Raw genomic sequence first — 22,550 nt, 5'->3', positions numbered from 1 at the left:
TAGCGTGGGCGTATGCGTGTACTGGTCACCGGCGGTGCCGGTTTCATCGGCTCTCATGTCGTCGCGGCGCTGACGGCGCGCGGCCACGAGGCGGTCGTGTTCGACGTGCGTACGGATCCCGGCGACGACGTCCGCGATCCGGCGGCGGTCGCCCGGGCGGTGGCCGGCGTGGACGCCGTCTGCCACCAGGCCGCCATGGTCGGCCTCGGGGTGGGATTCGGGGACGCGGCGGAGTACGTCTCCCGCAACGACCTGGGGACCGCCGTGCTGCTCTCCGGCATGGCCGACGCGGGCGTACGGCATCTCGTGCTGGCCGGTTCGATGGTCGTGTACGGGGAGGGGCGGTACGTGTGCCCGCGCGACGGAGTCGTGCGGCCGGGGCCGCGCGCCGTCGCCGATCTGGACGCGGGGCGGTTCGAGCCGCGGTGCCCGGCGTGCGGCGCCGAACTCTCCCCCGGTCTCGTCGGCGAGGACGCGCCGGTCGATCCGCGCAACGTGTACGCCACGACCAAGCTGGCGCAGGAGCATCTGGCCGCCGCCTGGGCGAGGTCGACGGGCGGGTCGGCGGTGTCGCTGCGCTATCACAACGTGTACGGGCCCCGGATGCCCCGCGACACCCCCTACGCCGGTGTGGCCTCCTTCTTCCGGTCCGCGCTCGCCCGTGGTGAGGCGCCCCGGGTGTTCGAGGACGGGCGGCAGCGCCGGGACTTCGTGCATGTGCGGGACGTGGCCGCGGCCAACGCGGTGGCGCTGGAGGCCGGGTCGGCCGGCGGCGCGCTCACCGCGTACAACACCGGCAGCGGCGATCCGCACACCGTCGGGGAGATGGCCCGCGCGCTGGCCGGCGCCCACGGCGGGCCCGCCCCGGTCGTCACCGGGGAGTACCGGCTGGGGGACGTACGGCACATCACGGCCGACTCCTCCCGGCTCCGGGCCGAACTGGGCTGGAAACCGGAGGTCGGCTTCGCGGAGGGGATGCACGAGTTCGCGACGGACGCGTGACCCCGGCCTCGGGGTCGGCCGATTCCCGCTCGGCCGACCCCGGTCAACCCGCGTCCGAACCAGCCGGCCCCTGCCCGAGCCGTCCTCCGTGCGCACCTGCGTGCGGGTGAGCCGCCGCCCGGCAGACCGGCCCCGCCGGTAACCCGGCCTCCGGGACACCCGGCCCAGTCGCTCCCGGCCAACCGACCCCCGCACACCCGCCCATGCGCGCCCCGGCCTCGGTGCCCCCACGACCGTGTGCCTGCATTGCGGCCGAGCCAACCCCCACAGGCCCCCCGAGGCGCCCAGCCCTCAAGGAAGCCGGCCGCGAACGGTCCGGCCTCCGGTGCCGGGGCTCCGCAGAACCGCCCCGCCCCGCCCACCTCGCCCCCCCCGCGAGCCGCGCCCTCCCGGTCACGCGCCCGCGCGCACCCCGACTACAGCGCCGCGACCCGCACCGCCTCGGCCCGCACCGCCGCGCCTGCGCTACCGCGGCCGACGGTGTCACCGTCGGCCGTGGCGCCGTCTGCCCTGCCGCCCTACGGCGCTGTCGGCAAGGTGACCTCGAAGCGGCAGCCGCCGGGGATGTTGCGGACCGTGGCCCGGCCCTGGTGGGCCTCGACGATGCCGCGCACGATGGCGAGGCCGAGGCCGGCGCCGGCCGGCGGGGTGCGGGCGTGGGTGCCGCGCCAGCCGGTGTCGAAGACCCGGGAGAGGTCCTCGTCCGGGATGCCGCCGCAGCCGTCCGTGACGGAGAGGACCACCCCGTCGGACGAGCGCCCGGCGGCGACGGCGACCGTGCCGTCGGCCGGCGTCCGGCGGATCGCGTTGACCAGGAGATTGCCCAGGACCCGGCTCATCTCCTTGGCGTCGACCTCCACCGGGACCGGCTCCACCAGGTCGCCGACCAGCCGTACGCCATGGGCGCGGGCGAGCGGGTCGGCGCCGGCGAGGGCGTCGTCGACGAGGTCGTAGAGGGAGATCCGGGACGGGGTCAGGGGCAGGGTGCCGGCGTGGATGCGGGACAGCTCGAAGAGGTCGCCGACCATGCCGTTGAGGCGCTCCACCTCGGTGCGGATCTGCTTCAGATAGCGGTCGGGGTCGTCGGCGACCCCGTCTTCCAGGGCCTCCGCCATGGCGCGCAGTCCGGCGAGCGGGGTGCGCAGATCGTGCGATATCCAGGCGACGAGTTCCCGGCGCGAGGTCTCCAGCATGCGTTCGCGCTCACGGGATTCGGCGAGTTTCGCGCTGGTGGCCGCCAGCTCGCGGCTCACCTCGGCCAGTTCGGCGGTGGCCGGCGCCGCGGGGGCGGCGAAGTCGCCGCCCTCCCCGAACGAGCGTGCCGCCAGGGCGAGTTCACGACTGCGGGCGACGACCCAGCGGCCCAGTATCAGTGCGGTCACCAGGGAGACCACGGCCGCCATCGCGACGACCGTCGTCACCACCTTCAGGTCGTGCGAGGACAGGAACATCGCCCAGGCGACCGCGAGGGTGCCCGCGAGCACACCGCCCACGCCGACCGAGGCGACCACGGCGAGGGACACGGTGAGCGAGCGGCGCCGCAGCAGCCGCAGCGCGGCGGCTCCCGCGAGGCCCGTGCCGGCGGCCCCGGCGAAGGCGTACAGGACGATCAGCAGGGTGTCGCGCATGTCAGGCCACCTCTTCCCGGCCGCTCGGGTCGAAGCGGTAGCCGACGCCCCACACCGTCTGGATCAGCCGCGGCCGGGCCGGGTCGTCCTCGACCTTGCCGCGCAGCCGGCGCACGTGCACCGTCACGGTGGAGAGGTCGCCGAAGTCCCAGCCCCACACCTCGCGCATCAGGTCCTCGCGGCTGTACGCCCGGCCGGGGTGCCGCAGGAAGAACGCGAGGAGATCGAACTCGCGGAGGGTGAGGGCGAGTTCGACGTCGTCCTTGGTGGCGCGGCGGGCGGCGGGGTCGACCGTGAGGCCGGCCGCGGCCAGCGGTCCGCTGTCGGCGCCGGGCCGGGTGCGGCGGAGCACCGACTGCACCCGCAGGACCAGTTCGCGGGGGCTGAACGGCTTGGTGACGTAGTCGTCGGCGCCGACCTCGAGACCGAGGATGCGGTCGTCCTCGTCGCCGCGGGCGGTGAGCATGACGACGGGCACGGGGGCCCGTGCGCGCAGCCTCCGGCAGACCTCCAGGCCGTCCATGCCGGGCAGCATCAGATCGAGCACCACCAGGTCCGGCCAGTGGGCGGCGGCGCGGGCGAGGGCGGTGGGGCCGTCGTCGGCCCGGTCGACGAGGTAGCCCGCGCGGCCGAGGTATCCGGCGACGACCTCGGCGACGGTCGCGTCGTCGTCGACGACCAGGACGCGGGCGGCGCCGGAGGCGGGAGCGGGTGCGGGCGCGGCGGTGCCGGGGGCTGTCCCGTCCCCGGTTCCGCCCCTGGTCGGCACGTGCGGCTGCTGCATGCCCCCAGCCTCGCACCGGAGCTTCGCGGGTGTCTCGTCCGGGGCCGGGCGCTGCCCGCGACGTCCGCGTTTCGTAAGGAGCCGGAGTCCGTTATGTCGGGTTCCGCTTCGTAGGGTGAGCGTCGTGACCCCCTCGAACCCTTCCTCACCGGCGTGCGTGGACGTGGTGCTGCCCTGCCTCGACGAGGCCGCGGCCCTCCCCTGGGTGCTCGCCCGGATCCCGGCGGGCTGGCGTGCCCTCGTGGTGGACAACGGCTCCACCGACGGCTCGGCGGACATCGCCCGCTCGCTCGGCGCGACCGTCGTCCACGAGACGCGGCGCGGCTTCGGTGCCGCCTGCCACGCCGGGCTGACCGCCGCCACCGCCGACATCGTCTGCTTCTGCGACTGCGACGCCTCCCTCGACCCCTCGCTCCTCGTGCCGTTCGTGCGTGAAGTCCTCGACGGCGAGGCCGACCTGGTCCTTGGCCGGCGCCGGGCGCGGGGCCTCGGCGCCTGGCCCGCGCACGCCCGGGCCGGAAACTTCGCGCTCGCGCGGCTGCTGCGCCGCCGCACCGGACTGCGGCTGCACGACCTGGGCCCGCTGCGCGCCGCCCGCCGGGAACCGCTGCTCGCGCTCGGGCTCAGCGACCGGCGCAGCGGCTATCCGCTGCAGATGGTGGTGCGCGCGGCCGACGCGGGCTGGCGGATCACCGAGCACGACGTGCCCTATCTGCCGCGCACCGGCGCCTCGAAGGTGACGGGCACCTGGCGGGGCACCTGGCAGGCGGTGCGGGACATGAGCCATGTCCTGGCCGAGCCTCCGGCGGGCGGGAGGGCGGCGTCGTGACCACTGTGCTCGTCATCGCCAAGGAACCGGTGCCGGGGCGGGTCAAGACGCGGCTCAGCCCGCCCTTCACCCCCGCCGAGGCGGCCTCGCTCGCCGAGGCGGCGCTCGCCGACACCCTGCGGGCCGTGGCGGCCACCCCCGCCGCCCGGCGGGTCCTGGTGCTCGACGGGGCCCCCGGGCCCTGGCTGCCGCCCGGCTTCGACGTCGTACCGCAGTGCGCGGGCGGTCTGGACGAACGGCTCGCCGACGCCTTCGCGCGCTGTACCGGTCCGGCCCTGCTCATCGGCATGGACACCCCGCAGGTGACGCCGGAGCTGCTCACCGTGGACTTCGCCGGGTACGACGCCTGTTTCGGCCCGGCGGAGGACGGCGGCTTCTGGGCGCTGGGTCTGGCCGAGCCCGATCCGGCCCTGCTGCGGGGCGTGCCCATGTCGACGCCGCTGACCGGCGCCGTCCAGCGGCACCGGCTGGTGGCCGCCGGGCTGCGGGTGCGTGATCTGCCCCGGCTGCGCGACGTGGACACCGCCGCCGACGCGACGGCGGTGGCCCGGCTCGCGCCGCACGGAGGGTTCGCCGCCCGCCTCGCGGCCTGCGCCGCACACTCGGACCGCGGGACCCGGCGATGAGCACCTCGCCGGCCGTCGCCTGGGCCGGGGCCGACCCTTATGCCACCGCCCTGCGCACCGGGCGCGGTCCGCTGTTCCTGCGCCGCGCCGACGGCTGGCTGCTGCCGCTGGAGGTCGAGCGGTGGTGCGCCCGCGCGGACCCGGTCGACCAGGCGGTACTGGACCGCTGCGAGGGCGCCGTGCTCGACGTCGGCTGCGGACCCGGCCGGCTGGTGGCGGAACTCGCCGCCCGGGGCCGCACCGTCCTCGGTATCGATGTCAGCGAGGCCGCCGTCGACCACACCGTGCGGTACGGCGGCCAGGCCCTGCGCCGCTCGGTGTTCGAGCCGCTGCCCGGCGAGGGACGCTGGGACACCGTGCTGCTCATGGACGGCAACATCGGCATCGGCGGCGACCCGCACGCCCTGCTGGACCGGGTGGCCGGGCTCCTCGTCCCCGGCGGGCTGCTGATCGCGGAGACGGCGGCGGTGGACGTCGACGAGCGGTCCGAGGTGCAGGTCGTCGCCGGCACGGAGGCGGGCACGGGCGGCGACGCGGCGTTCCCGTGGGCGCGGCTCGGCACCCCGGCCCTGCTGCGGTACACGGGCCGGGGTGCCGGATGGCGGCCGGCCGGTCAGTGGACGGCGGGCGGGCGGCGCTTCGTGGCCCTGCGCAGCCGCAGGGCCAGGAGCAGCGCCGAGCCGCCGAACAGCACGGCGCTGATCAGCAGCCAGCGGGCCGGGTAGCCGCCGGCGGACAGGCCGGTCGCTGACCGGTAGCGCGCGTCCACCATCCCGCTGATCAGCGGGAACCAGACGAGCAGCAGCAGCCCGGACAGGGCGGCCGGGACGCGGACGTACATCGTCCACTCCCGGCGTCCGGTGCCGCCGAGGCCCCGCACGACCGCACGGTCCGCGAGCGAGTACAGGGGCACCAGCACGAGGTCGTGCAGCAGGGCCGCGCCCACCACCCACAGCGCGACGCCCAGCCAGTCGCCCGCGAAGAGCCGTACCCCGGCATAGCCGGCGAGCGCGAACGAGCAGGCGAGCAGGAGGATCTGGAAGGGGCTGCCGAGCGGAAGGCGCGGCGGCCGCGGCAGGCTCGTGGGACGCCGCAGGCGCGGCAGGCGCGGGTGCATCACAGGTCTCCGAAGGTCAGCCGGGCCACCCACTTGGTGTTCAGCACACCGGGGGCCGCGGGCACGATGATCCGGGCCGGGTAGCCGTGGTCGGGGGACAGGTCCTCGCCGTTGACGGCCAGGGCGAGCAGGGACCGGGGATCGGCCACCTGGTTGGCGCGCAGGGCCGCGCGGCGGAAGGCGCCGTGCCGCTGGAGGGACTCCACGAGCACGTCCGGCGGGTCGCCGTCGTGGCCGACGAGTGCCGCGAGGTCGCCGAGCCGCACCCCGCGCCACCACTGGTCCGCCGTCGACCAGCCCTCGACGCAGGCGATGGGCAGGGCCGAGCTGTGCTGCGGCATCCGGAGCAGTTCGGCGCGGCTGAGGCGGACCGTTCCGGTGCGCCCGGTGACGACGAGCCGCCAGGCGTCCGCTCCGGTCTCCTTGGCGTCGATGCCGGCGTACGCGGCCGTCTTGTTGATCTGGAAGCCGTTGGGGCCGCCGCCCGGGTCGCGTCCGCCGTGCGGGGCGAGGAGCGCGGTGCGCCGCAGCGCGCCGCCGATGCTCTGTCCCGCGGTCGTGACGAGGAGCAGCAGCGAGGCGCCCCCGACGAACCACAGCGCCCCGCGCCGGGAGACGGTGGGCCGGTCGGGCCGGGGCGCGGCCAGTCCGGTCTCCGGCCCGTTCTGGCTGCGGCCCCGGATCGCGCGGACGGCCGTCGGCAGCTTGAGTGCCGCGTGGGCCGCGAACGCGGCGAAGAACACCCAGGCGCCGTAGAAGTGCAGCGGGTAGAAGGAGCCGGGGAAGACGTAGTCGAGCTGGACGTTGAGGACGCCGGTCGTGAACTCGAACAGCCCGCCGCCGACCAGCAGCAGCAGGGAGAGCCGCTCCAGGGCGTGGGCGAGCGAGCGGGCCGGGGGCAGGGTGAAGAGCCGCGGCACCACCGACCACAGCTTGGCCAGCAGGACCGGGATGAGGGTGATGCCGAGGGTGACGTGCAGGCCCTGGGTGGCCCGGTACAGCCAGGACGGGTTCGTCGGCCAGGAGAAGAGGTAGAAGCCGAGGATCCCCTTGTCCGGGGTCTGGTCGTTCACCGGTGACAGGTCCGGGTTGTAGGCGGCGTACGACACCAGGCCCGTCACGAAGAGCACCGTGACGCCGACGAGCAGCACGATGCCGAGGACCGAGGTGAACCAGGAGCCGCGCAGCGGGCTGCGCCAGAAAGCGGGTGAGGAGGGGAGCCGGGGGTCGTCGTCTCGCATGATCCGACGGTAGGCCGCGGGGACGCCCGGATCGGGGTCGCGACCCATGACGAAACGCTGACGTCGGGCCGCCGGTCCACCTCTTCACCCGGTCGCCGCCCTAGCGTTCCGGTGTGACCCAGCCTTCCCTCCGCGACCGGTACCCCGGTCTGCGCGCCGATCTCTGTGCCGCCCTCGCCGCCGCCCTGCTCGTCCTCGTCGCCGTGCTCGTCGGCCGGCACATCCAGGACACCTACCGCACCCTGTTCGTGCACTGGCCGCCGCTGTTCGCCGACTGGGACCCGCATGTGGGGCCGGGCACGCCGGCCGCCGTCGTGGTGGCGGTCGCCGTGGCGGCCTACGGGCCGTCCGTCGCCGCTCGGCTGCCGTGGCGGGGGCTGCTCCTCGCGGCCTGGGCCACGGCGCTGGCCTGGACGTGGTCGCTGGCGCTGGTCGACGGCTGGCAGCGGGGCGTGGCCGGCCGGCTCACCACCCGCAACGAGTACCTCACCGTCATCGGCCGCTTCCACGACATTCCGGCCGCCCTGCGCGACTTCACCCACCACATCGTGAGCGCCTCGCCCGAGCGCTGGCCCGCGCACATCGCCGGGCATCCGCCGGCGGCCACCGTCACCTTCGTGCTCCTGGACCGGATCGGCCTGGGGGGCGGCGGCTGGGCCGGTGCCTGGTGCATCACCGTCGGGACGACCGCCTGTGCGGCGGTGCTGGTGACGGTGCGGGCGCTGGCCGACGAGCGGCTGGCCCGGCGGGCGGCGCCGTTCCTGGTGCTGGCGCCGGCCGCGGTGTGGGTGGGTGCCTCGGCCGACGGGTACTTCGCCGCGGTCGCCGCGTGGTTCGTGGCGCTGCTGGCCCTCGCGGTCACCGGGCGCTCGGTGGCCTGGGCGGCCGGCAGCGGACTGCTGTTCGGCCTGACCTGCTACCTCTCCTACGGCCTCACGCTCTTCGCGCTGATCGGGTTGGCCGTACTGGTGGCGGGCCGGCGCCGGGTCCGTGAACGACCGGTGCTGCTCGCCCTGTTCCTGGCCGGTGCGGCGGTCGTCCCGCTGGTGTTCACGCTCGCCGGGTTCGACTGGTGGGAGGCGTACCGGCTGCTGGTCACGCGCTATTACGAGGGCGTCGGCGGGACCCGGCCCTACGGCTACTGGGTGTGGGCCAACCTGGCCTGCACGGTACTGATGACCGGGCCGGCCACGGCGGCCGGGCTGCGGCGGGCCGGAGCGGTGCTCGCCCGCCGCCGTACGACTCCCCCGGCACAGGCCCGGCTGGCGCTGCTGGTCGGGGCGGCGCTGCTCGCCCTGCTGATCGCGGATGTGTCCGGGATGAGCAAGGCGGAGACGGAACGCATCTGGCTGCCCTTCGCGATGTGGCTGCTGGCGGCAGGCGCGCTGCTGCCTCGTCAGCGCGCCTGGCTCGTCGCGCAGGCCGTGCTCGCGCTCCTGCTGAACCACCTGCTGTTCACCGGCTGGTGATCGCGCGGGGTCATGGCCCGTGGCGCCCCGGGCCGTGACCGCGGCGGGAACAAAGGCGTTCCGGGCCTCGGAAGGGCCGCCCCTCGGACGCCGGCCGGGGCGGCCCGCACCGGTCCTACCGGCCGGTCCCGCCCGGGCGGAAGCGCCGGTACAGCACGGCTCCGCCCATCAGCGACGCCAGGCTCGCGGCGGCCACCGTCCAGGTCGCGTCGGCACCGGTGTTCGCGAGGGTGCCGACCGGCTCCCGCGGCGGCACGACGACCGGGTCCGGCTTCGGCACGGCGTGGGCCTTGGCCGGCTGGTGCGGCTTGGCCGGCGGCTCGGAGTGCACCGGCGGGGTGACCTTCACGGGCGGCGTCTCGGGAACGTCCGTCGAGGTGTTGACGGACTGGTTGCCGAAGACGGGGTTGCCGATGCCCACCAGGTTCGCCGTGTTGCCGCTGATGTTCAGCGGCAGATCGACCGGCAGCTGGATGCCGTTGCCGGAGATGAGGCCCGGCGAGTCGTGCACCTCCTCCTTGGCCGTGGCCCCGCCCGCCGTGGACGAGGCGCCCTTGCCGCCGGCGTGGCCGCCCACGTTGGCGCAGCTGTTGCCCATGGCGGGGTTGAGCAGCCCCACGACGTCCACGGTGTTCCCGCACACGTTCAGCGGGATGTGCACCGGCAGCTGGATGCCGTTGCCGGAGAGCACCCCCGGCGAGTTGCTCACGGAGCCGTCGGCTGCGGAGTCGGCGTACGCCGTCCCCGCCATGGCCATCGCACCGGAGACGGCGGCAACGGCGATCACAGTGTTTCGGGTAACCCGCTTCATGGGTCCCTGCCCTTCCAGACACGTAGCGGGCGCTCACCCGCACCCCGTGAAACGGCGGCGAAACCACACAAGTTATGGCGTTTCAGCCGTTTGCCCGGTACGAGTGACACATTTCGATCGCTTTCGACTCGGCGAGCGAGGTCAGGCCCGGTTTCGCGACCAGATAGTAGCCATGTACCTTAATTGCTATGAGCAGGGTTACCGAAGAGGGCACGCCCGGTTTCCTGGTGTGGCGACTGTCGATGAAGTGGCGGGTCGCCGTCGACCGCGCGGTGGCACCGCTCGGCCTGACCCACGCACAGTACTCCCTGGTGGCCTCGCTGTACGGCATGCAGCGCTCCGGCCTGCGCCCCAGCCAGCGCCGCCTCGCCGACCACACCGGCCTCGAGGCCCTCTACGTCTCCAAGCTGGCCCGCGCCCTGGAGTCGGCCGGCCTCGTCGAGCGCACCCGGGACCCGGACGACCCGCGCGCGGTCCAGCTCGCGCTCACCGAGCAGGGCCGCGAGACCACCCGGAAGGCGATCGACGTCGTCCAGGGGCTGCTGGGCCGCCTGCTCGCGCCCCTCGGCGGCCCCGGCAGCCCGCGCGCCCGGGAGTTCACCCGGGACCTGACCGCCCTGCTCGACACCCCGCTCGACATGCCGCTCGACCCACCCTCCCCCAAGTAGTGGAATATTCAACAACTGCGTTCCGTTGTGTCCGTCGAAGGAGGTCACGAGTGGAGACGCAAGGGGAGACGACGCAGGTGGGGACCACGTACTACGACCACGGCACCGCCGCCGAGCGCTGGGAGCGCGCGCAGCGGTTCTTCGACGCGAAGGACTACGCGAGTGCGGCGCGGGTGCTGGCCGGACTGGTCGAGGAGGTGCCGGAGCAGACGGGGCCCCGGATGCTGCTGGCGCGCTCCTACTACCACTCGGCCCAGCTGCGCCGCGCCGAGGCCGAACTGCGCGCCGTCCTGGAGCGGGACCCGGTGGAGCACTACGCCCGGCTGATGCTGGGCCGCACGCTCGAACGGCAGTCCCGGCACGAGGAGGCGGAGCGGCATCTGAGGATCGCCTCGGCGCTCGCGGGCGACTTCCCGCAGGAGTGAGGCGCACGTCCCGGGCCCGGTTCCCCGTCGGGGGCCGGGCCCCCGGCATGTCCGGGGTCACACGCCCCGCGGGTCACAGGGGTGTCGCCGCGTGCAGGATCAGGAAGAGGGAGACCGCCGAGTTCGCCGACGACATCGCGGACACCAGCGCCCCGGCGGCGGCTCCCCAGGCGGCGAGGCCGACCGCGGTGAACGCCGGCGGCCAGGGACGGGCCACGGGGGCGGGTCCCAGCAGCGCGGCCACCCGGCGCGGCACGGGGCCGGTCGCCGCCAGCGCGGCCAGGGTCGGCGCCGGGGTGCCCGGGGACAGCAGGGCCGCCTTGCCGATGGCACGGGCGACCGTGCGCCGGTCGCCGACCACGCGCGCCGCCTCCTCGTCCGCCCACCGCTCGGCCGTGTAGACGACGGCGGTGCGCAGCGGACGCAGGAACGGGTTGGCGCGGGCGGCCAGGTGCGCGGCCAGCAGATGACGGTGGTGACGGGCGCTCAGATGGGCGCGCTCATGGGCGAACAGGGCACGCCGCTCGGCGGGGGCGAGCCCGGCCAGCAGCGCCGTGGTGACGACGATCCGGCCGCGGCCCCGGCCCCGGACGCCGGGCAGGGCGTACGCGTACGGCGTGCTGTCGGGCAGGACCGCCACCGCGGGTCCCCGCACCCCGGCCAGCGCCCGGCGGGCACGGCGGGTGACGGAGCGGTGCCGCCACAGGGTGCGGGCGCAGGCGACGGCGACCACGGCGAGCGCGGGGATGGCGAGCCGGCCCGCCACCTCGTCGTGCGGGACGGCGGCCCGCACCTCCGGGTCGGACCAGCCGTCCGGCAGCGGATTGCCGGGCAGCTGCGCGGTGCCGACCACCATGAGCAGGGCCAGGCACAGCGTGCTGCACACGGCCATGACGACGGCGACCGCGGTGAGCAGCCGGGTGGCGGTGCGCGGGTGCAGCCGCGTCTCGGCGAGCCGGGCGACGGGCCACGCGGACAGCGGCAGCACCAGCGGCAGGAAGACGAAGAGCCCCATGTGCGGTCAGTCTTCCGTACCGCCGGCGTCCGCGCCCGGGATGTCGAGCAGGGCCCGCAGCACTTGTTCGTCGCCCGGCGGCAGCGCGGTGACGAAGCTGGCCAGCACCGCCTCGCGGTCCAGCTCGCCGTCCAGCAGCCGGCGCATGCGCAGCGCGGCGAGCCGGGCCACGTCGGCCGTCGGCGTCCACAGGAAGGACCGGCCCTGGCGTTCGCGGGCGACGACGTCCTTGGCGAGCAGCCGGGTCAGGATGGTGACGACGGTGGTGTAGGCGAGGTCGCCGCCGAGGCGCTGCCGCACCCAGGCCGCGGTGACCGGCCCGTCCGCGTCCCGCAGCGCGCCGAGGACCTGGCCCTCCAGTTCGCCCTGCCCGCGCCGCCGGGCCCGGCCGCCCTCCCGCGCCATCTCCCGACTCCTCTTCCGCTCTGTTCGGCCGGCCCGCCGCCGGCTCGGTTCGCCTCCGGGGCCGCCGCTGCCGGTGCCGCGAGCCCTTCGGCCCGCGCGCCGCTCGGGCACGTACCGCCCCACGCTACTTCACACCGCCGGGCCGCCCGCAGGCGCGGCGCCCGAGCCAGGGGGCGGTCTCACCGCGGAAGCCGGGGGCGGCGGGAGCCGACGGCCGGAGCCGGCGGTGACGAAGGCGGCCGGCGGGATGCCGGGCGGCGGCACGAACCGGCCGGGCACCGCGACGGCGGCGCGGGCCCGGCACGGACGCGGCGCCCGCGCCGGGGGCGGTCCGGTCGCCGGACCGCGAAAGGGCCGGGTTCCCCGGGGTGTTGGTGACGAGTGCCGCACAGGGCGGCCCGGGGGCGTGGCATCCTGACGCGATGGCACCTCCCCGTGAAGACTCACCGCTCGCCGAGCGGGTCGAGGAACTCCTCGCCGCCGGCGGACCGCTGCCCATCGTCGCGGCCGGCCGGCCCGTGCTGCGGCGCGGCACCGAGCCGTACGACGGTCAGCTCGGCCCCGCGCTGCTGGCCAGGTTCGTCGAGGCCCTGCGCGTCACCATGCACGCGGCCCCCGGTGTCGGGCTTGCCGCGCCCCAGGTGGGCGTGGGGCTGCGGATCGCGGTCATCGAGGACCCGGCGCCGGTGCCCGAGGAGGTGGCCGTGGCCCGGGGCCGGTTCCCGCAGCCGTTCCGAGTGCTGGTCAACCCGGTGTACGAGCCGGTCGGGACCGCCCGGGCCGCGTTCTTCGAGGGCTGCCTGAGCGTGCCGGGCTGGCAGGCGGTGGTGGCCCGGCACGCCGAGGTGCGGCTGCGCGGCGCGGACGAGCACGGCCGCGCGCTGGACGAGGTGGTCACCGGCTGGCCCGCCCGGATCGTCCAGCACGAGACGGACCACCTCGACGGCACCCTGTACCTGGACCGCGCCGAGCTGCGCTCGCTGTCGACCAACGAGGCGGTGGCGGCCCTGTGGGCCCAGCCGGCACCGGAGGCGGCGGCCGACGCCCTGGGGTTCGAACTCCCCTGACCCGCCGCCCAGTTGTCCGGCTCATTGTCCGGTCAGTTGTCCCGGTACGCCTCCAGCAGCCGCAGCCACACCTCGCTCAGCGTCGGGTACGAGGGGACGGCGTGCCAGAGCCGGCCGACCGGGACGCGGCCCACGACCGCGATGGTGGCCGAGTGGACGAGTTCGCCGACCCCGGGGCCCACGAAAGTGACCCCGCGCAGGATCTCCTCGTCCAGGTCCACGACCATGCGGGCGCGGCCCTTGTAGCCGTCGCCGTACAGGCCGGCGCCCGCGACGGAGGAGAACTCCACGTCGACGGCGCGCACGCGGTGGCCGGCCTGTTCCGCCTCGGCGAGCGAGAGGCCGACGGCGGCCGCCTCCGGTTCGGTGAAGACGACCTGCGGTACGGCGTCGTGGTCGGCGGTGGCCGCGTACGCGCCCCAGGGCTCGTCCCGCAGGGTGCTGCCGGCCGCACGGGCGGCGATCGCGGCGCCGGCGACACGGGCCTGGTACTTGCCCTGGTGGGTGAGGAGGGCGCGGTGGTTGACGTCGCCGACCCCGTACAGCCAGTCGGTGCCGGTGACGCGCAGGCTGTCGTCGACGTCCAGCCAGGAGCCGGGTTCCAGGCCGACGGTCTCCAGGCCGACGTCGTCGGTGTGCGGGACACGGCCGGTGGCGAAGAGGATCTCGTCGGCCTCGATCCGGTCGCCCGTCGCGGTGACGGCCACGACCGTGCCGTTCTCGCGGGTGACGGACTCCAGGGAGGTGCCGGTGCGGACGTCGACGCCTGCATCGGCGAGTGCCTCGGCGACCAGCTCCCCGGCGAACGGCTCCATGCGGTTCAGCAGGCCCTTGCCGCGCACCAGCAGGGTGACCCGGGAGCCGAGGGCCTGCCAGGCGGTGGCCATCTCGGTGGCGACGACACCGCCGCCGACGACGATCAGCCGGCCGGGGGCGGCCTTGGCGCTGGTGGCCTCACGGCTGGTCCACGGCTTGACCTCGGCGAGGCCGGGCAGGTCGGGCAGCTGGGCGCGGGTGCCGGTGCTGACGGCCACGGCGTGCCGGGCGGTCAGCGTGGTCACGGTGCCGTCGGAGCCGGTGACCGTCACCGTGCGGGGGCCGGCGAGGCGGCCCTGGCCCCGGTACAGGTCGGCGCCGATGCCGTCGAGCCAGCGGACCTGCCCCTCGTCCTGCCAGTTCGAGGTGAAGTAGTCCCGGCGGGCCAGGACGGCGGGGGTGTCGAGGGGACCTCGGACGTCCTGGCTCAGGCCGGGCAGGCGCCGCGCGTCGGACTGGGCGATGACCGGCCTGAGCAGGGCCTTGCTGGGCATGCAGGCCCAGTACGAGCACTCGCCGCCGACCAGTTCGCTCTCCACGACCGCGGTGGTGAGGCCGGCCGCGCGGGTGCGGTCGGCGACGTTCTCCCCCACGGGCCCGCCCCCGATCACCACGACGTCGTACGCGATGGATTCCGTTTCCGTCATGGGGTCAGTCTGGTGGGTGGTGTGCGCCCTGGCCACATGGGTACGCGCGCGGAACACACGGGTGCACGGTGGGGACACACCCGCCCCGGACGGAGCGGATGGAATAGGGAGCCCGGCGGCGGTGTTGGCGCCGTCGGCACACCCCCACACCAGGAAGAGGGACTCACGCCATGAGCAGCACCGTGGAGCTGACCAAGGAGAACTTCGACCAGTTGGTCGATCAGAACGAGTTCGTCCTGATCGACTTCTGGGCCGAGTGGTGCCCCCCGTGCCGGCAGTTCGCGCCCGTCTACGAGAAGGCCGCGGCGGACAACCCCGACCTGGTGTTCGGCAAGGTGGACACCGAGGCGCAGCCGGAGCTGGCGGCGGCGTTCGCCATCCAGTCGATCCCGACGCTGATGATCATCCGTGACAAGGTCGCGGTCTTCGCCCAGCCGGGTGCCCTGCCCGCGCAGGTCTTCGCCGACCTCATCGACCAGGCCCGCAACCTGGACATGGACGAGGTCCGCAAGAACATCGCCACCCAGGAGCAGGGCCAGCAGCAGGGCCAGGAGCAGCAGTAACGCGTGCGGGGGCCGAGGCGGTGACGTGACCGGCGCGGCGCCGGGTCAGCTGGACTCGCGCCGCACCACCGAGGCCCCCAGCACGGTGTGCACCTCGGGCTCGGCGCCCGGGTCGCGCACCGCGCGGTCGACCAGTTCGGCGAGTTCACGGCCCGAGGGCAGCTCGATGTGGACCGTGCTGAGCCGGGGCCGCAGCAGTCTGCCGAGCATCAGGTCGTCGGCCCCGATCACGGCGACGTCCTCGGGGATCCGCACGCCCTCGTCCTGCAGGGCGCGCATCAGCAGCATCGCGTACTCGTCGTTGTAGGCGAACACCGCGTCCAGGCCCGACGCCGCCCAGCCGGCGGCCAGTTCGGCCGCGGCCCGCTCGGTGTAGGGGAGCGGCAGCTCCGTCACGGTGGCGTCCGTGCCGCGCATCGCCTCGCGTACGCCGGCGAGCCGGGGCCGCGCGTAGTCCTCCAGGCCCGGTTCCCCGGGCACGACCACACCGATCCGGCGCCGGCCCCGCTCGTAGAGATGGGCGCCCGCGCAGCGGCCGACGGCTTCGTGATCCATCAGCAGGGCGTGCGCCCCCTCGATGCGGCAGGGGCCGAGGGTGACCACGGCGCGGGCGCCCGAGCGCTTGAGGACGGCGACGCCCTGGGGGCCGAGTCCCGCGCCCGGCACCAGCACGGCGACCGGCCGCAACTCGGCCCACGCGCGGGCGGCTTCGTCGCCCTGGAGGCCGACGCTGCCGTACTGGACGACGGTGTACTCCAGCCGGCCGAGCGCCCACTGGAGTTCGCTCAGGAACCTGCTGTAGAGGTGGCCCACCGGGATGGCCGGGGCGGGCATCACGACGATGCGGCTGTGCCCGGCGCGCAGGCTGCGGGCGGCGGCGTGCGGGACGTAGCCCAGTTCCCGGGCGGCCTCGTGCACGCGTCGGCGGGTCGCTTCGCTGATCCGTACGGCGCTGGTGTTGTTCAGGACGTAGGAGACGGTCGCGCGTGAGACGCCGGCCAGGCGGGCCACGTCCGCACTCGTGGGCGTGTTCGGTATCTGCACCATGACAGACCGCATCTTGGCAGAGGGGCGCAGGCCGGAAGCGGGCGGGGCGTCGTGGTTCATGGTTCGACGAAGTCGGCACCCGCGCATCCCGGCACGAACGCGATGTCCATGCCCATATCACCGCCCATGCCCATGGGTGCTATCCATCGACGAACGCGTTCATGTCGAACTTGTTCGCAACGAACATGTTCGTTACCCTGGAGACATGACCGCCGCCCCCCGCTCACGCCGTGAGCGCCCCGCCAAGCCCGCCCTGACCCGGGAGGGCATCGTCGCCGCCGCCGTCGCGATCCTGCGGGCGGAAGGGCTCCGCAAGGTGACGATGCGCCGCCTCGCTCAGGAGCTCGACACCGGCCCCGCCTCGCTCTACGTGTACGTCCGCAACACCGACGAGCTGCACGCCGCCGTCCTGGACGAGCTGCTCGGCACCATCGGCCCCGCACCGGCCGAGGGCAGCTGGCGGGAGCGGCTGGAGCGGGTGCTCACCGAGTACACCGCGATGCTGCTGGCGCATCCGTCGCTGGCCCGTTCGGCGCTGACCGCACGGCCGAGCGGCCCGCACTACCTGCGCCTGATCGAGACCCTTCTCGACCTGCTCCGGTCGGGCGGGGTGCCGCAGGCCCAGGCCGCGTGGGGCGTGGACCTGCTGTTGCAGCACGCCACCTCCACCGCCGCCGAGCACGCCGGGGACGAGTCCCCGGACGCCTGGCAGGCGGTGGCCCGCGCCCTGCGCGAGGTGCCCGCCGCCACCCATCCGCACATCGCCGCCGGTGCCGGCGTGCTGCTGTCCGGCTCACCCGAGGCCCGCCTGTCGTGGGCCTTCCAGACCCTGATCAACGGCATCGAGCGGACCACCGTACCGACCGAAGGCCAGGAGGCCCCATGACCACCACGCCCCTCCCCCACCACCCCGTCGCCGTCGTCGGCGCGGGCCTCGGCGGGCTCGCCCTCGCCCGTGTGCTCCAGGTGCACGGCATCGAGGCCGCACTGTTCGACCTGGAGGCGTCCGCCGGCGCCCGGACCCAGGGCGGCATGCTCGACATCCACGACGACTCCGGCCAGGAGGCGCTGCGGGCCGCCGGTCTGCACGCGGAGTTCCTGGCCCGCGTCCACCCCGGCGGCCAGGCCATGCGGGTCCTCGACCGGGACGGCACGCTCCGGCTGGCCGAGTCCGACGACGGCTCCCTCGGGCGTCCCGAGATAGACCGGGGCGAGCTGCGCGAGTTGCTGCTCGGCTCCCTGTCCGCGGGTACGGTCCGCTGGGGCGCCAAGGTCACCGGCGCGCACCCGCTGGGCGGCGGCCGGCACGGGGTGACGCTCGCGGACGGCTCCGAGTTCACCACGGACGTCCTGGTCGGCGCGGACGGCGCCTGGTCTCGGGTGCGCCCGCTGCTCTCCGCGGCGCGGCCCGCGTACACGGGCGTGTCGTTCGTGGAGGCGGACCTGACGGCCGCGGACGTCAGGCATCCGGTGAGCGCGGAGGTGGTCGGCGGCGGCATGTTCTTCGCGCTCGGTCCGGGCCGCGGCTTCCTCGCCCACCGGGAGACGGACGGCAGTCTGCATGTGTACGTCGCGGTGACGGCGCCGGAGGACTGGCTCGACGGCATCGACTTCACCGACACCGAGGCGGCCAGGACGGCCGTGCTGAAGGAGTTCGACGGCTGGGACGAGCGGCTGCGGGCGCTGCTCGCGGACGCGGACGGGCCGCTGGTGCCGCGCCGGATCCACGCCCTGCCGGTCGGCCACCGCTGGGACCCGGTGCCCGGGGTCACCCTGCTCGGGGACGCCGCCCATCTGATGTCCCCGTTCGCCGGCGAGGGCGCCAACCTGGCCCTGCTCGACGGCGCCGAGCTGGGCCTCGCGCTGGCCGCGCACCCCGGCGACACCGAGGCCGCGCTGGCCGCCTACGAGGCCCGGATGTTCCCGCGGGCCGAGGCGTCCGCCGCGGACTCGGCCCGCAGCCAGGAACTGCTGTTCCGCGCGGACGCGCCGCAGGGCTTGCTCGACATGTTCACGAACCAGGACGACTGACAGGGCGCCACCGGGGCTGCCACGCGCAGACCGGGGCATCGGCTGCCGGTTGCCGATCGCCGGTAGCCGATCGCCGACCGGTCGCCGGTCGCCTCAGCGGAACGGTCCACCCGACCAGCCCACCGGTCGCCGAGCCCCGGCCGGGCTCCCGGCAGGAGAGATCCCGGGGAGGGAACCTCCGACACGCTCGGACCGGGGACACGGCTCAGCCCGGCGACCGGCCGACCCGGCGCACTCTGCCGGCGGTCACCGCCTGACGGATGGCCGATGGCTGGTGACCGGTGCTCGGCGTTGCGTGCGGCGTCGGCGATCCCGGCCAGCGGTACCGGCCGGGCGACCGGCGCGCAGCTTGCCCTGGTGGTTCGGTTGCCGCCGACTCGACGCCGCCGCACGCGAGCCGGGTCGTCGACCACGGCGCTCGGGCCACCGGTCGCCACGCCGAGCCGCAGAGCAGGGCCGCGGACCAAGCCCACCGCGCACCGGGCCACCCCCACCAAACCTCGGCGGTAGCCGCCCCGGCCCCGGCCCTGACTCGCGCCCCCTCTACCCGGCCCGCTCCGTCCGCGTCACCCGGGCGACCAGGTCCAGCCAGCCGGTCTCGAGTCGTTCCATGGGCATCCCGCACTGGCGGGTCAGGTGGTGGATCAGGGCGGGGTCCAGTGAGGCCAGCAGGGTGTGGGACAGGAGGTCGCAGTCGGCGCCGGGCACGATCTGGCGGAGCAGCATCGTGACGTGGGTGCGCAGCGAGCCGGTCGCGGGGTGGGAGTAGCGACGGGTCGCCTCCGGCTGCGCGGCCAGGTGCAGATCCAGCTGCTCGGCCGAGCGGTACAGCACCGCGACGCCGAACGCCCGCAGCCGCTCCAGGGGCGGTGCCCCGGGGCCGAGCGGCGGGGGCCCGCCGAGGAAGTCCGCCTGGAGTTGCTTGGCCGAATGGTCGAGCAGGGCCATCAGCAGCCCGGTGCGGTCGCCGAAGCGGCGGAACACGGTGCCCTTGCCGACCTCGGCCGCCGCTGCCACCGCCTCCATGGTGACTCCGGCCACCCCGTGCTCCGCGATCAGCCGGGCGGCGGCCTCCAGCAGCCGGGCTCGGTTCCGGGCCGCGTCGGCACGCAGCCCCGGTTCGTCGGGGGCCGGGCCGAACTCCAGCAACTGGTGTGCTTCGAAGGGCTCTTGAGACTCCGGGAAGGATGGCAGGGGACGGGACATGAAGACAGCGTAAAGCATCGGGAAGGAAACTGGACCACGGTCCGTTTAGGGTGATACAAGTTAAACGGACCTCGGTCCGGATCGAGACAGTGCGTTTTACATCCTCCCTTGGAGTTCTCATGTCTGTTCGCATACTCGCGCTCGTCGGCAGCCTCCGCGCCGGTTCGCACAACCGCCAGCTCGCCGAAGCGGCCGTGAAGCTCGCCCCGGAGGGCGCCGAGGTCGTGCTGTTCGAGGGCCTCGCGGACGTTCCGTTCTACAACGAGGACATCGACGTCGAGGGCAGCGTCCCGGCGGCCGCCGCGAAGCTGCGCGAGGCCGCCCAGGGCGCCGACGCCTTCCTCCTGTTCTCCCCCGAGTACAACGGCACCATCCCGGCCGTCCTGAAGAACGCCATCGACTGGCTGTCCCGCCCGTACGGCTCCGGCGCCTTCGGCGGCAAGCCCGTCGCCGTGATCGGCACCGCCTTCGGCCAGTACGGCGGCGTGTGGGCCCAGGACGACACCCGCAAGGCCGTGGGCATCGCCGGCGGCAAGGTGATCGAGGACATCAAGCTGTCCATCCCGGGCTCCCTGACCCGCTTCGCCGAGACCCACCCGGTCGACGACACCGAGGTCGCCGCCCAGCTGACCGAGGTCGTGGCCCGGCTGCACGGCAACGTGGGCGCCGCTGCCTGACCCACCGGGTCCCCCAAGGGCCGGAGCCGCCACGGCTCCGGCCCTTAGCCGTCCGCTTCCCGCGGGCCGTCGCCCCGCCCGGCGGAACCGCTCGCTGCCGGGCCGGCCCCCGGGAATCGGCGTAGCGCTGCCCGGCGACGCCCTCGCGGGCATGCCGCTGTCCCGTACGGCCGGCGGCGCCCCCGGCAGCCTGCCGGGCCGGCGGGCGCCCCGCCTCCTCGCGGCCCCGCTCACCCTGGCCGTGGCGGCGCCGCCCGCCCGCGCGTTCCCCGACACGCCTCCGCCGAAAGGACCGTCGTACCGCCGCCGCTCGCCGCTCGCCGCACCCACCCGGCTGCCCCGAACGGAACCGGCGCCGCGCCCTCCTGCTGGTACCAGGCGACGGTGCCCGCCGGCTCCTCCGCCGCGTGGACCGTCCCGCGCTGCTGCCGGCCGGGGCCGGTGTACGGGTTCGGCCCGGCCGCGACCGGGCTGCTCGCGCCGGGCAACGCGGTCACCACGGCCGTCACGTCGTTCGCCGGCCGGCCGGTGGACCGGCCGCGGCCCCGACCGGGTGAACGCGGTCCGCTTCCTGGTGGCGGCCGGTTCCGCCCCCGTCCCGGCGCTCGGCGGGCCCGCCGGCACCGGCGGACTGGTCGCGCTCGGGGCGGGCACGCTGCTGCCGGACGTCGGCATGCGGCCCGGTACGGTCGCCGCCCGGGCGCGCGTCCACGCCGTCGGCGCGAGCGTCCGCGGCCGCCTCGACACCGCCCGCATGACCTGCGCCTATCCGGGCGGCGGCGCCGGCCCGCGGCTCGGCGTCCGCGTCTGCGCGCGGTGCGGCCGGGCCGGGGTCCGCGCCCTCGTCGGGGTCCTGGCCGCGCCGGGGCCGGCGGGACGGCCCCGCGGCCCGGCGGGGTGGCCGCCGCGGCTGCCGGCCGGGTGGTTCCCGCGCCGACGCCCCCGAGACGCCTGTACGAAAACCGTACGCCGCCCGCGTTCGGACGTTACCGTTCGGTAGAGACCGTGTCCGGAGCCTCCCGGAGGTGCTCTGCCCATGACGCCCGACCGTGCCGCAGGCCTCGCGGAGACCCGACGCGCCCTGGCCGACGGGGAGGTGACCGCCCGTGCGCTGGTGGAGCGGACCCTGGCCCGGATCGAGGCCGCGCAGCCCACACTGAACGCCTTCCGGATCGTGCGCGCCGAGGCGGCGCTCGCGGAGGCGGACGCCGCCGACCGGGAGCTGGCCGCCGGTGCGCGGCGCCCGCTGCTCGGGGTGCCGGTGGCGGTCAAGGACGACATGGACGTGGCGGGCGAGCCGACCGCGTTCGGCTGCCGGGGTGACTTTCCGCCGGCGGCGGCCGACGGCGAGGCGGTACGGCGGCTGCGCACGGCCGGGGCGGTGATCGTCGGCAAGACCAACACCTGTGAGCTGGGGCAGTGGCCGTTCACCGAGGGCCCGGCGTTCGGCGAGACCCGCAACCCCTGGGACACCGGGCACACACCGGGCGGTTCCTCCGGCGGTTCGGCCGCCGCCGTCGCCGCCGGGCTCGTCCCGGCCGCGCTCGGCTCCGACGGGGCGGGCTCGGTGCGTATCCCGGCCTCCTGGACCCATCTGATCGGCATCAAACCGCAGCGCGGCCGTATCTCCACCTGGCCGCGCGGCGAGTCCTTCCAGGGCATCACGGTCAACGGCACCCTCGCCCGTTCGGTCGCCGACGCCGCCCTGCTGCTCGACGCGGCCAGCGGCAACCACGACCGGGATCCGCACCGGCCGCCCGCGCTGACGGTGGCGGACGCGGTCGGCCGGGACCCGGGCCGGCTGCGCATCGCCCTGTCGCTGAAGCCGCCGTTCACCGCCGTACCCGCCAGGCTCGACGGGGAGATCCGCGTCCGGGTCCTCGAACTCGCCGAGCGGCTGGCCGGGTTGGGGCATGTCGTCGAGGAGGCCGATCCGCCGTACGGGCAGATCGGGCTGACGTTCGTGCCGCGCGCCACCGCCGGGATCGCCGAGCACGTCAGCGAGGCCCCCGACCCCGCGCTGCTCGATCCGCGCACCCGGGGCGCGGCCCGGCTCGGCCGGCTGCTCGGCGGGGCGCCGCTGCGCGCGGCCCGGCGGGCCGAGGCGGTGCTGCACCGGCGGATCGGCGCGTTCTTCGGGTCGTACGACGTGATCCTGGCGCCGACGACGGCCGCGCCCCCGCCCCGGATCGGCGCCCTGTACGGGCTCCGCGGGCTGGCCACGGACCGTGCGATCATCGCCGCCTGCCCCTACGCGTGGCCGTGGAACGTGCTGGGCTGGCCGGGCGTGAACGTGCCCGCGGGGTTCGCGGGCGGACTCCCGGTCGGCGCGCAGTTGCTCGGGCCCGCCCACAGCGAGCCGCTCCTGGTGTCCCTGGCGGCGCAGCTGGAGGCGGAACTGCGCTGGCACGAGCGGTGGCCGCCGCGGCGGACGGAAGCGGAGGCGGACACACCGGCCGGGTGACGGCGTTCCGCC

24 protein-coding genes are annotated in these 22,550 nt (G+C 75.4%); 14 read left to right on the top strand and 10 right to left on the bottom strand.

What is annotated here, in order from left to right; all coding sequences use genetic code 11:
* The first annotated feature begins 12 nt into the window (after positions 1–12).
* Positions 13–1,002, top strand: coding sequence for an NAD-dependent epimerase/dehydratase family protein (locus ACF073_RS08890; protein WP_392067837.1), 990 nt, complete (start codon positions 13–15; stop codon positions 1,000–1,002).
* Between the two features lie 518 nt (positions 1,003–1,520).
* Here the strand turns inward: ACF073_RS08890 and ACF073_RS08885 are convergent.
* Entirely contained in the window at positions 1,521–2,630 is a 1,110-nt protein-coding gene (locus ACF073_RS08885; RefSeq protein WP_392067836.1) for a sensor histidine kinase, read from the bottom strand.
* Between the two features lies 1 nt (position 2,631).
* On the bottom strand, positions 2,632–3,414 hold the full coding sequence (locus tag ACF073_RS08880) for a response regulator transcription factor (RefSeq protein WP_392067835.1): 783 nt from the start codon (positions 3,412–3,414) through the stop codon (positions 2,632–2,634).
* 115 nt (positions 3,415–3,529) lie between these two features.
* Here ACF073_RS08880 and ACF073_RS08875 point away from each other — a divergent pair, with 115 nt between their 5' ends.
* The 3 genes from ACF073_RS08875 to ACF073_RS08865 are packed head-to-tail and all read left to right on the top strand — an operon-like array spanning position 3,530 to position 5,594.
* A complete protein-coding gene (locus ACF073_RS08875; protein ID WP_392067834.1) occupies positions 3,530–4,243 on the top strand; it encodes a glycosyltransferase family 2 protein in 714 nt (237 codons plus the stop codon).
* Positions 4,240–4,869, top strand: a complete 630-nt coding sequence (locus ACF073_RS08870) for a DUF2064 domain-containing protein (RefSeq protein ID WP_392067833.1) — start codon at positions 4,240–4,242, stop codon at positions 4,867–4,869. Before ACF073_RS08875 ends, ACF073_RS08870 begins: the two co-directional genes overlap by 4 nt.
* Entirely contained in the window at positions 4,866–5,594 is a 729-nt protein-coding gene (locus ACF073_RS08865; protein ID WP_392067832.1) for a class I SAM-dependent methyltransferase, read from the top strand. The genes ACF073_RS08870 and ACF073_RS08865 overlap by 4 nt, the downstream gene beginning before the upstream one ends.
* Here ACF073_RS08865 and ACF073_RS08860 read toward each other — a convergent pair.
* Both ACF073_RS08860 and ACF073_RS08855 read right to left on the bottom strand, forming a co-directional pair.
* Positions 5,483–5,986, bottom strand: a complete 504-nt coding sequence (locus ACF073_RS08860) for a hypothetical protein (protein ID WP_392067831.1) — start codon at positions 5,984–5,986, stop codon at positions 5,483–5,485. The two genes, ACF073_RS08865 and ACF073_RS08860, sit on opposite strands and share 112 nt — an antisense overlap.
* Positions 5,986–7,227, bottom strand: coding sequence for a molybdopterin-dependent oxidoreductase (locus ACF073_RS08855; protein WP_392067830.1), 1,242 nt, complete (start codon positions 7,225–7,227; stop codon positions 5,986–5,988). The genes ACF073_RS08860 and ACF073_RS08855 overlap by 1 nt, the downstream gene beginning before the upstream one ends.
* 113 nt (positions 7,228–7,340) lie before the next feature.
* Between ACF073_RS08855 and ACF073_RS08850 the strand changes: the two genes are divergently transcribed.
* Positions 7,341–8,696, top strand: coding sequence for a hypothetical protein (locus ACF073_RS08850; RefSeq protein WP_392067829.1), 1,356 nt, complete (start codon positions 7,341–7,343; stop codon positions 8,694–8,696).
* Positions 8,697–8,811: 115 nt separating this feature from the next.
* On the opposite strand, the gene ACF073_RS08845 is transcribed toward ACF073_RS08850, so the two are convergent.
* Entirely contained in the window at positions 8,812–9,483 is a 672-nt protein-coding gene (locus ACF073_RS08845; protein WP_392067828.1) for a chaplin, read from the bottom strand.
* A 212-nt stretch (positions 9,484–9,695) separates the two neighbouring features.
* Between ACF073_RS08845 and ACF073_RS08840 the strand changes: the two genes are divergently transcribed.
* A complete protein-coding gene (locus ACF073_RS08840; RefSeq protein ID WP_392067827.1) occupies positions 9,696–10,175 on the top strand; it encodes a MarR family winged helix-turn-helix transcriptional regulator in 480 nt (159 codons plus the stop codon).
* 77 nt (positions 10,176–10,252) lie between these two features.
* Positions 10,253–10,600, top strand: a complete 348-nt coding sequence (locus ACF073_RS08835; protein WP_392068890.1) for a tetratricopeptide repeat protein — start codon at positions 10,253–10,255, stop codon at positions 10,598–10,600.
* A 73-nt stretch (positions 10,601–10,673) separates the two neighbouring features.
* On the opposite strand, the gene ACF073_RS08830 is transcribed toward ACF073_RS08835, so the two are convergent.
* Both ACF073_RS08830 and ACF073_RS08825 read right to left on the bottom strand, forming a co-directional pair.
* Positions 10,674–11,615 carry a M48 family metalloprotease gene (locus ACF073_RS08830; protein WP_392067826.1) on the bottom strand — a complete coding sequence of 314 codons (942 nt, stop codon included), beginning with the start codon at positions 11,613–11,615 and terminating at the stop codon, positions 10,674–10,676.
* 6 nt (positions 11,616–11,621) lie between these two features.
* Positions 11,622–12,020 (bottom strand): BlaI/MecI/CopY family transcriptional regulator, encoded by a 399-nt coding sequence (locus tag ACF073_RS08825; protein ID WP_392067825.1) that lies wholly within the window; start codon positions 12,018–12,020, stop codon positions 11,622–11,624.
* 422 nt (positions 12,021–12,442) lie between these two features.
* Between ACF073_RS08825 and ACF073_RS08820 the strand changes: the two genes are divergently transcribed.
* Positions 12,443–13,087: a peptide deformylase gene (locus ACF073_RS08820; protein ID WP_392067824.1), complete on the top strand. Its 645-nt coding sequence runs from the start codon at positions 12,443–12,445 to the stop codon at positions 13,085–13,087.
* Positions 13,088–13,119: 32 nt separating this feature from the next.
* On the opposite strand, the gene ACF073_RS08815 is transcribed toward ACF073_RS08820, so the two are convergent.
* Positions 13,120–14,550 (bottom strand): dihydrolipoyl dehydrogenase family protein, encoded by a 1,431-nt coding sequence (locus ACF073_RS08815; protein ID WP_392067823.1) that lies wholly within the window; start codon positions 14,548–14,550, stop codon positions 13,120–13,122.
* Between the two features lie 170 nt (positions 14,551–14,720).
* Between ACF073_RS08815 and ACF073_RS08810 the strand changes: the two genes are divergently transcribed.
* Positions 14,721–15,113: a thioredoxin family protein gene (locus tag ACF073_RS08810; RefSeq protein WP_392067822.1), complete on the top strand. Its 393-nt coding sequence runs from the start codon at positions 14,721–14,723 to the stop codon at positions 15,111–15,113.
* A gap of 45 nt (positions 15,114–15,158) precedes the next feature.
* On the opposite strand, the gene ACF073_RS08805 is transcribed toward ACF073_RS08810, so the two are convergent.
* The gene (locus ACF073_RS08805) at positions 15,159–16,172 is read right to left on the bottom strand and encodes a LacI family DNA-binding transcriptional regulator (RefSeq protein WP_392068888.1); all 1,014 of its coding nucleotides are present in this window, start codon (positions 16,170–16,172) and stop codon (positions 15,159–15,161) included.
* Positions 16,173–16,365: 193 nt separating this feature from the next.
* Here ACF073_RS08805 and ACF073_RS08800 point away from each other — a divergent pair, with 193 nt between their 5' ends.
* Both ACF073_RS08800 and ACF073_RS08795 read left to right on the top strand, forming a co-directional pair.
* A complete protein-coding gene (locus tag ACF073_RS08800) occupies positions 16,366–17,046 on the top strand; it encodes a TetR/AcrR family transcriptional regulator (protein WP_392067821.1) in 681 nt (226 codons plus the stop codon).
* On the top strand, positions 17,043–18,191 hold the full coding sequence (locus ACF073_RS08795; protein WP_392067820.1) for an FAD-dependent oxidoreductase: 1,149 nt from the start codon (positions 17,043–17,045) through the stop codon (positions 18,189–18,191). Before ACF073_RS08800 ends, ACF073_RS08795 begins: the two co-directional genes overlap by 4 nt.
* A 543-nt stretch (positions 18,192–18,734) precedes the next feature.
* On the opposite strand, the gene ACF073_RS08790 is transcribed toward ACF073_RS08795, so the two are convergent.
* On the bottom strand, positions 18,735–19,415 hold the full coding sequence (locus ACF073_RS08790; RefSeq protein ID WP_392067819.1) for a TetR/AcrR family transcriptional regulator: 681 nt from the start codon (positions 19,413–19,415) through the stop codon (positions 18,735–18,737).
* Positions 19,416–19,516: 101 nt separating this feature from the next.
* Between ACF073_RS08790 and ACF073_RS08785 the strand changes: the two genes are divergently transcribed.
* The 3 genes from ACF073_RS08785 to ACF073_RS08775 all read left to right on the top strand — a co-directional run bounded on the left by ACF073_RS08785 (position 19,517) and on the right by ACF073_RS08775 (position 22,538).
* On the top strand, positions 19,517–20,074 hold the full coding sequence (locus ACF073_RS08785; protein ID WP_392067818.1) for an NAD(P)H-dependent oxidoreductase: 558 nt from the start codon (positions 19,517–19,519) through the stop codon (positions 20,072–20,074).
* A gap of 553 nt (positions 20,075–20,627) precedes the next feature.
* Positions 20,628–21,074: a hypothetical protein gene (locus ACF073_RS08780; protein WP_392067817.1), complete on the top strand. Its 447-nt coding sequence runs from the start codon at positions 20,628–20,630 to the stop codon at positions 21,072–21,074.
* Positions 21,075–21,110: 36 nt separating this feature from the next.
* Positions 21,111–22,538 carry an amidase gene (locus tag ACF073_RS08775; RefSeq protein WP_392067816.1) on the top strand — a complete coding sequence of 476 codons (1,428 nt, stop codon included), beginning with the start codon at positions 21,111–21,113 and terminating at the stop codon, positions 22,536–22,538.
* Positions 22,539–22,550 lie beyond the last annotated feature (12 nt).

Source organism: Streptomyces sp. NPDC015171 (genome assembly GCF_043079545.1).
In the GTDB taxonomy this organism is placed as follows: Bacteria; Actinomycetota; Actinomycetes; order Streptomycetales; family Streptomycetaceae; genus Streptomyces.
The sequence above is the reverse complement of the archived record's forward strand: the minus strand, read 5'-3'. Positions and strand labels throughout refer to the sequence as shown.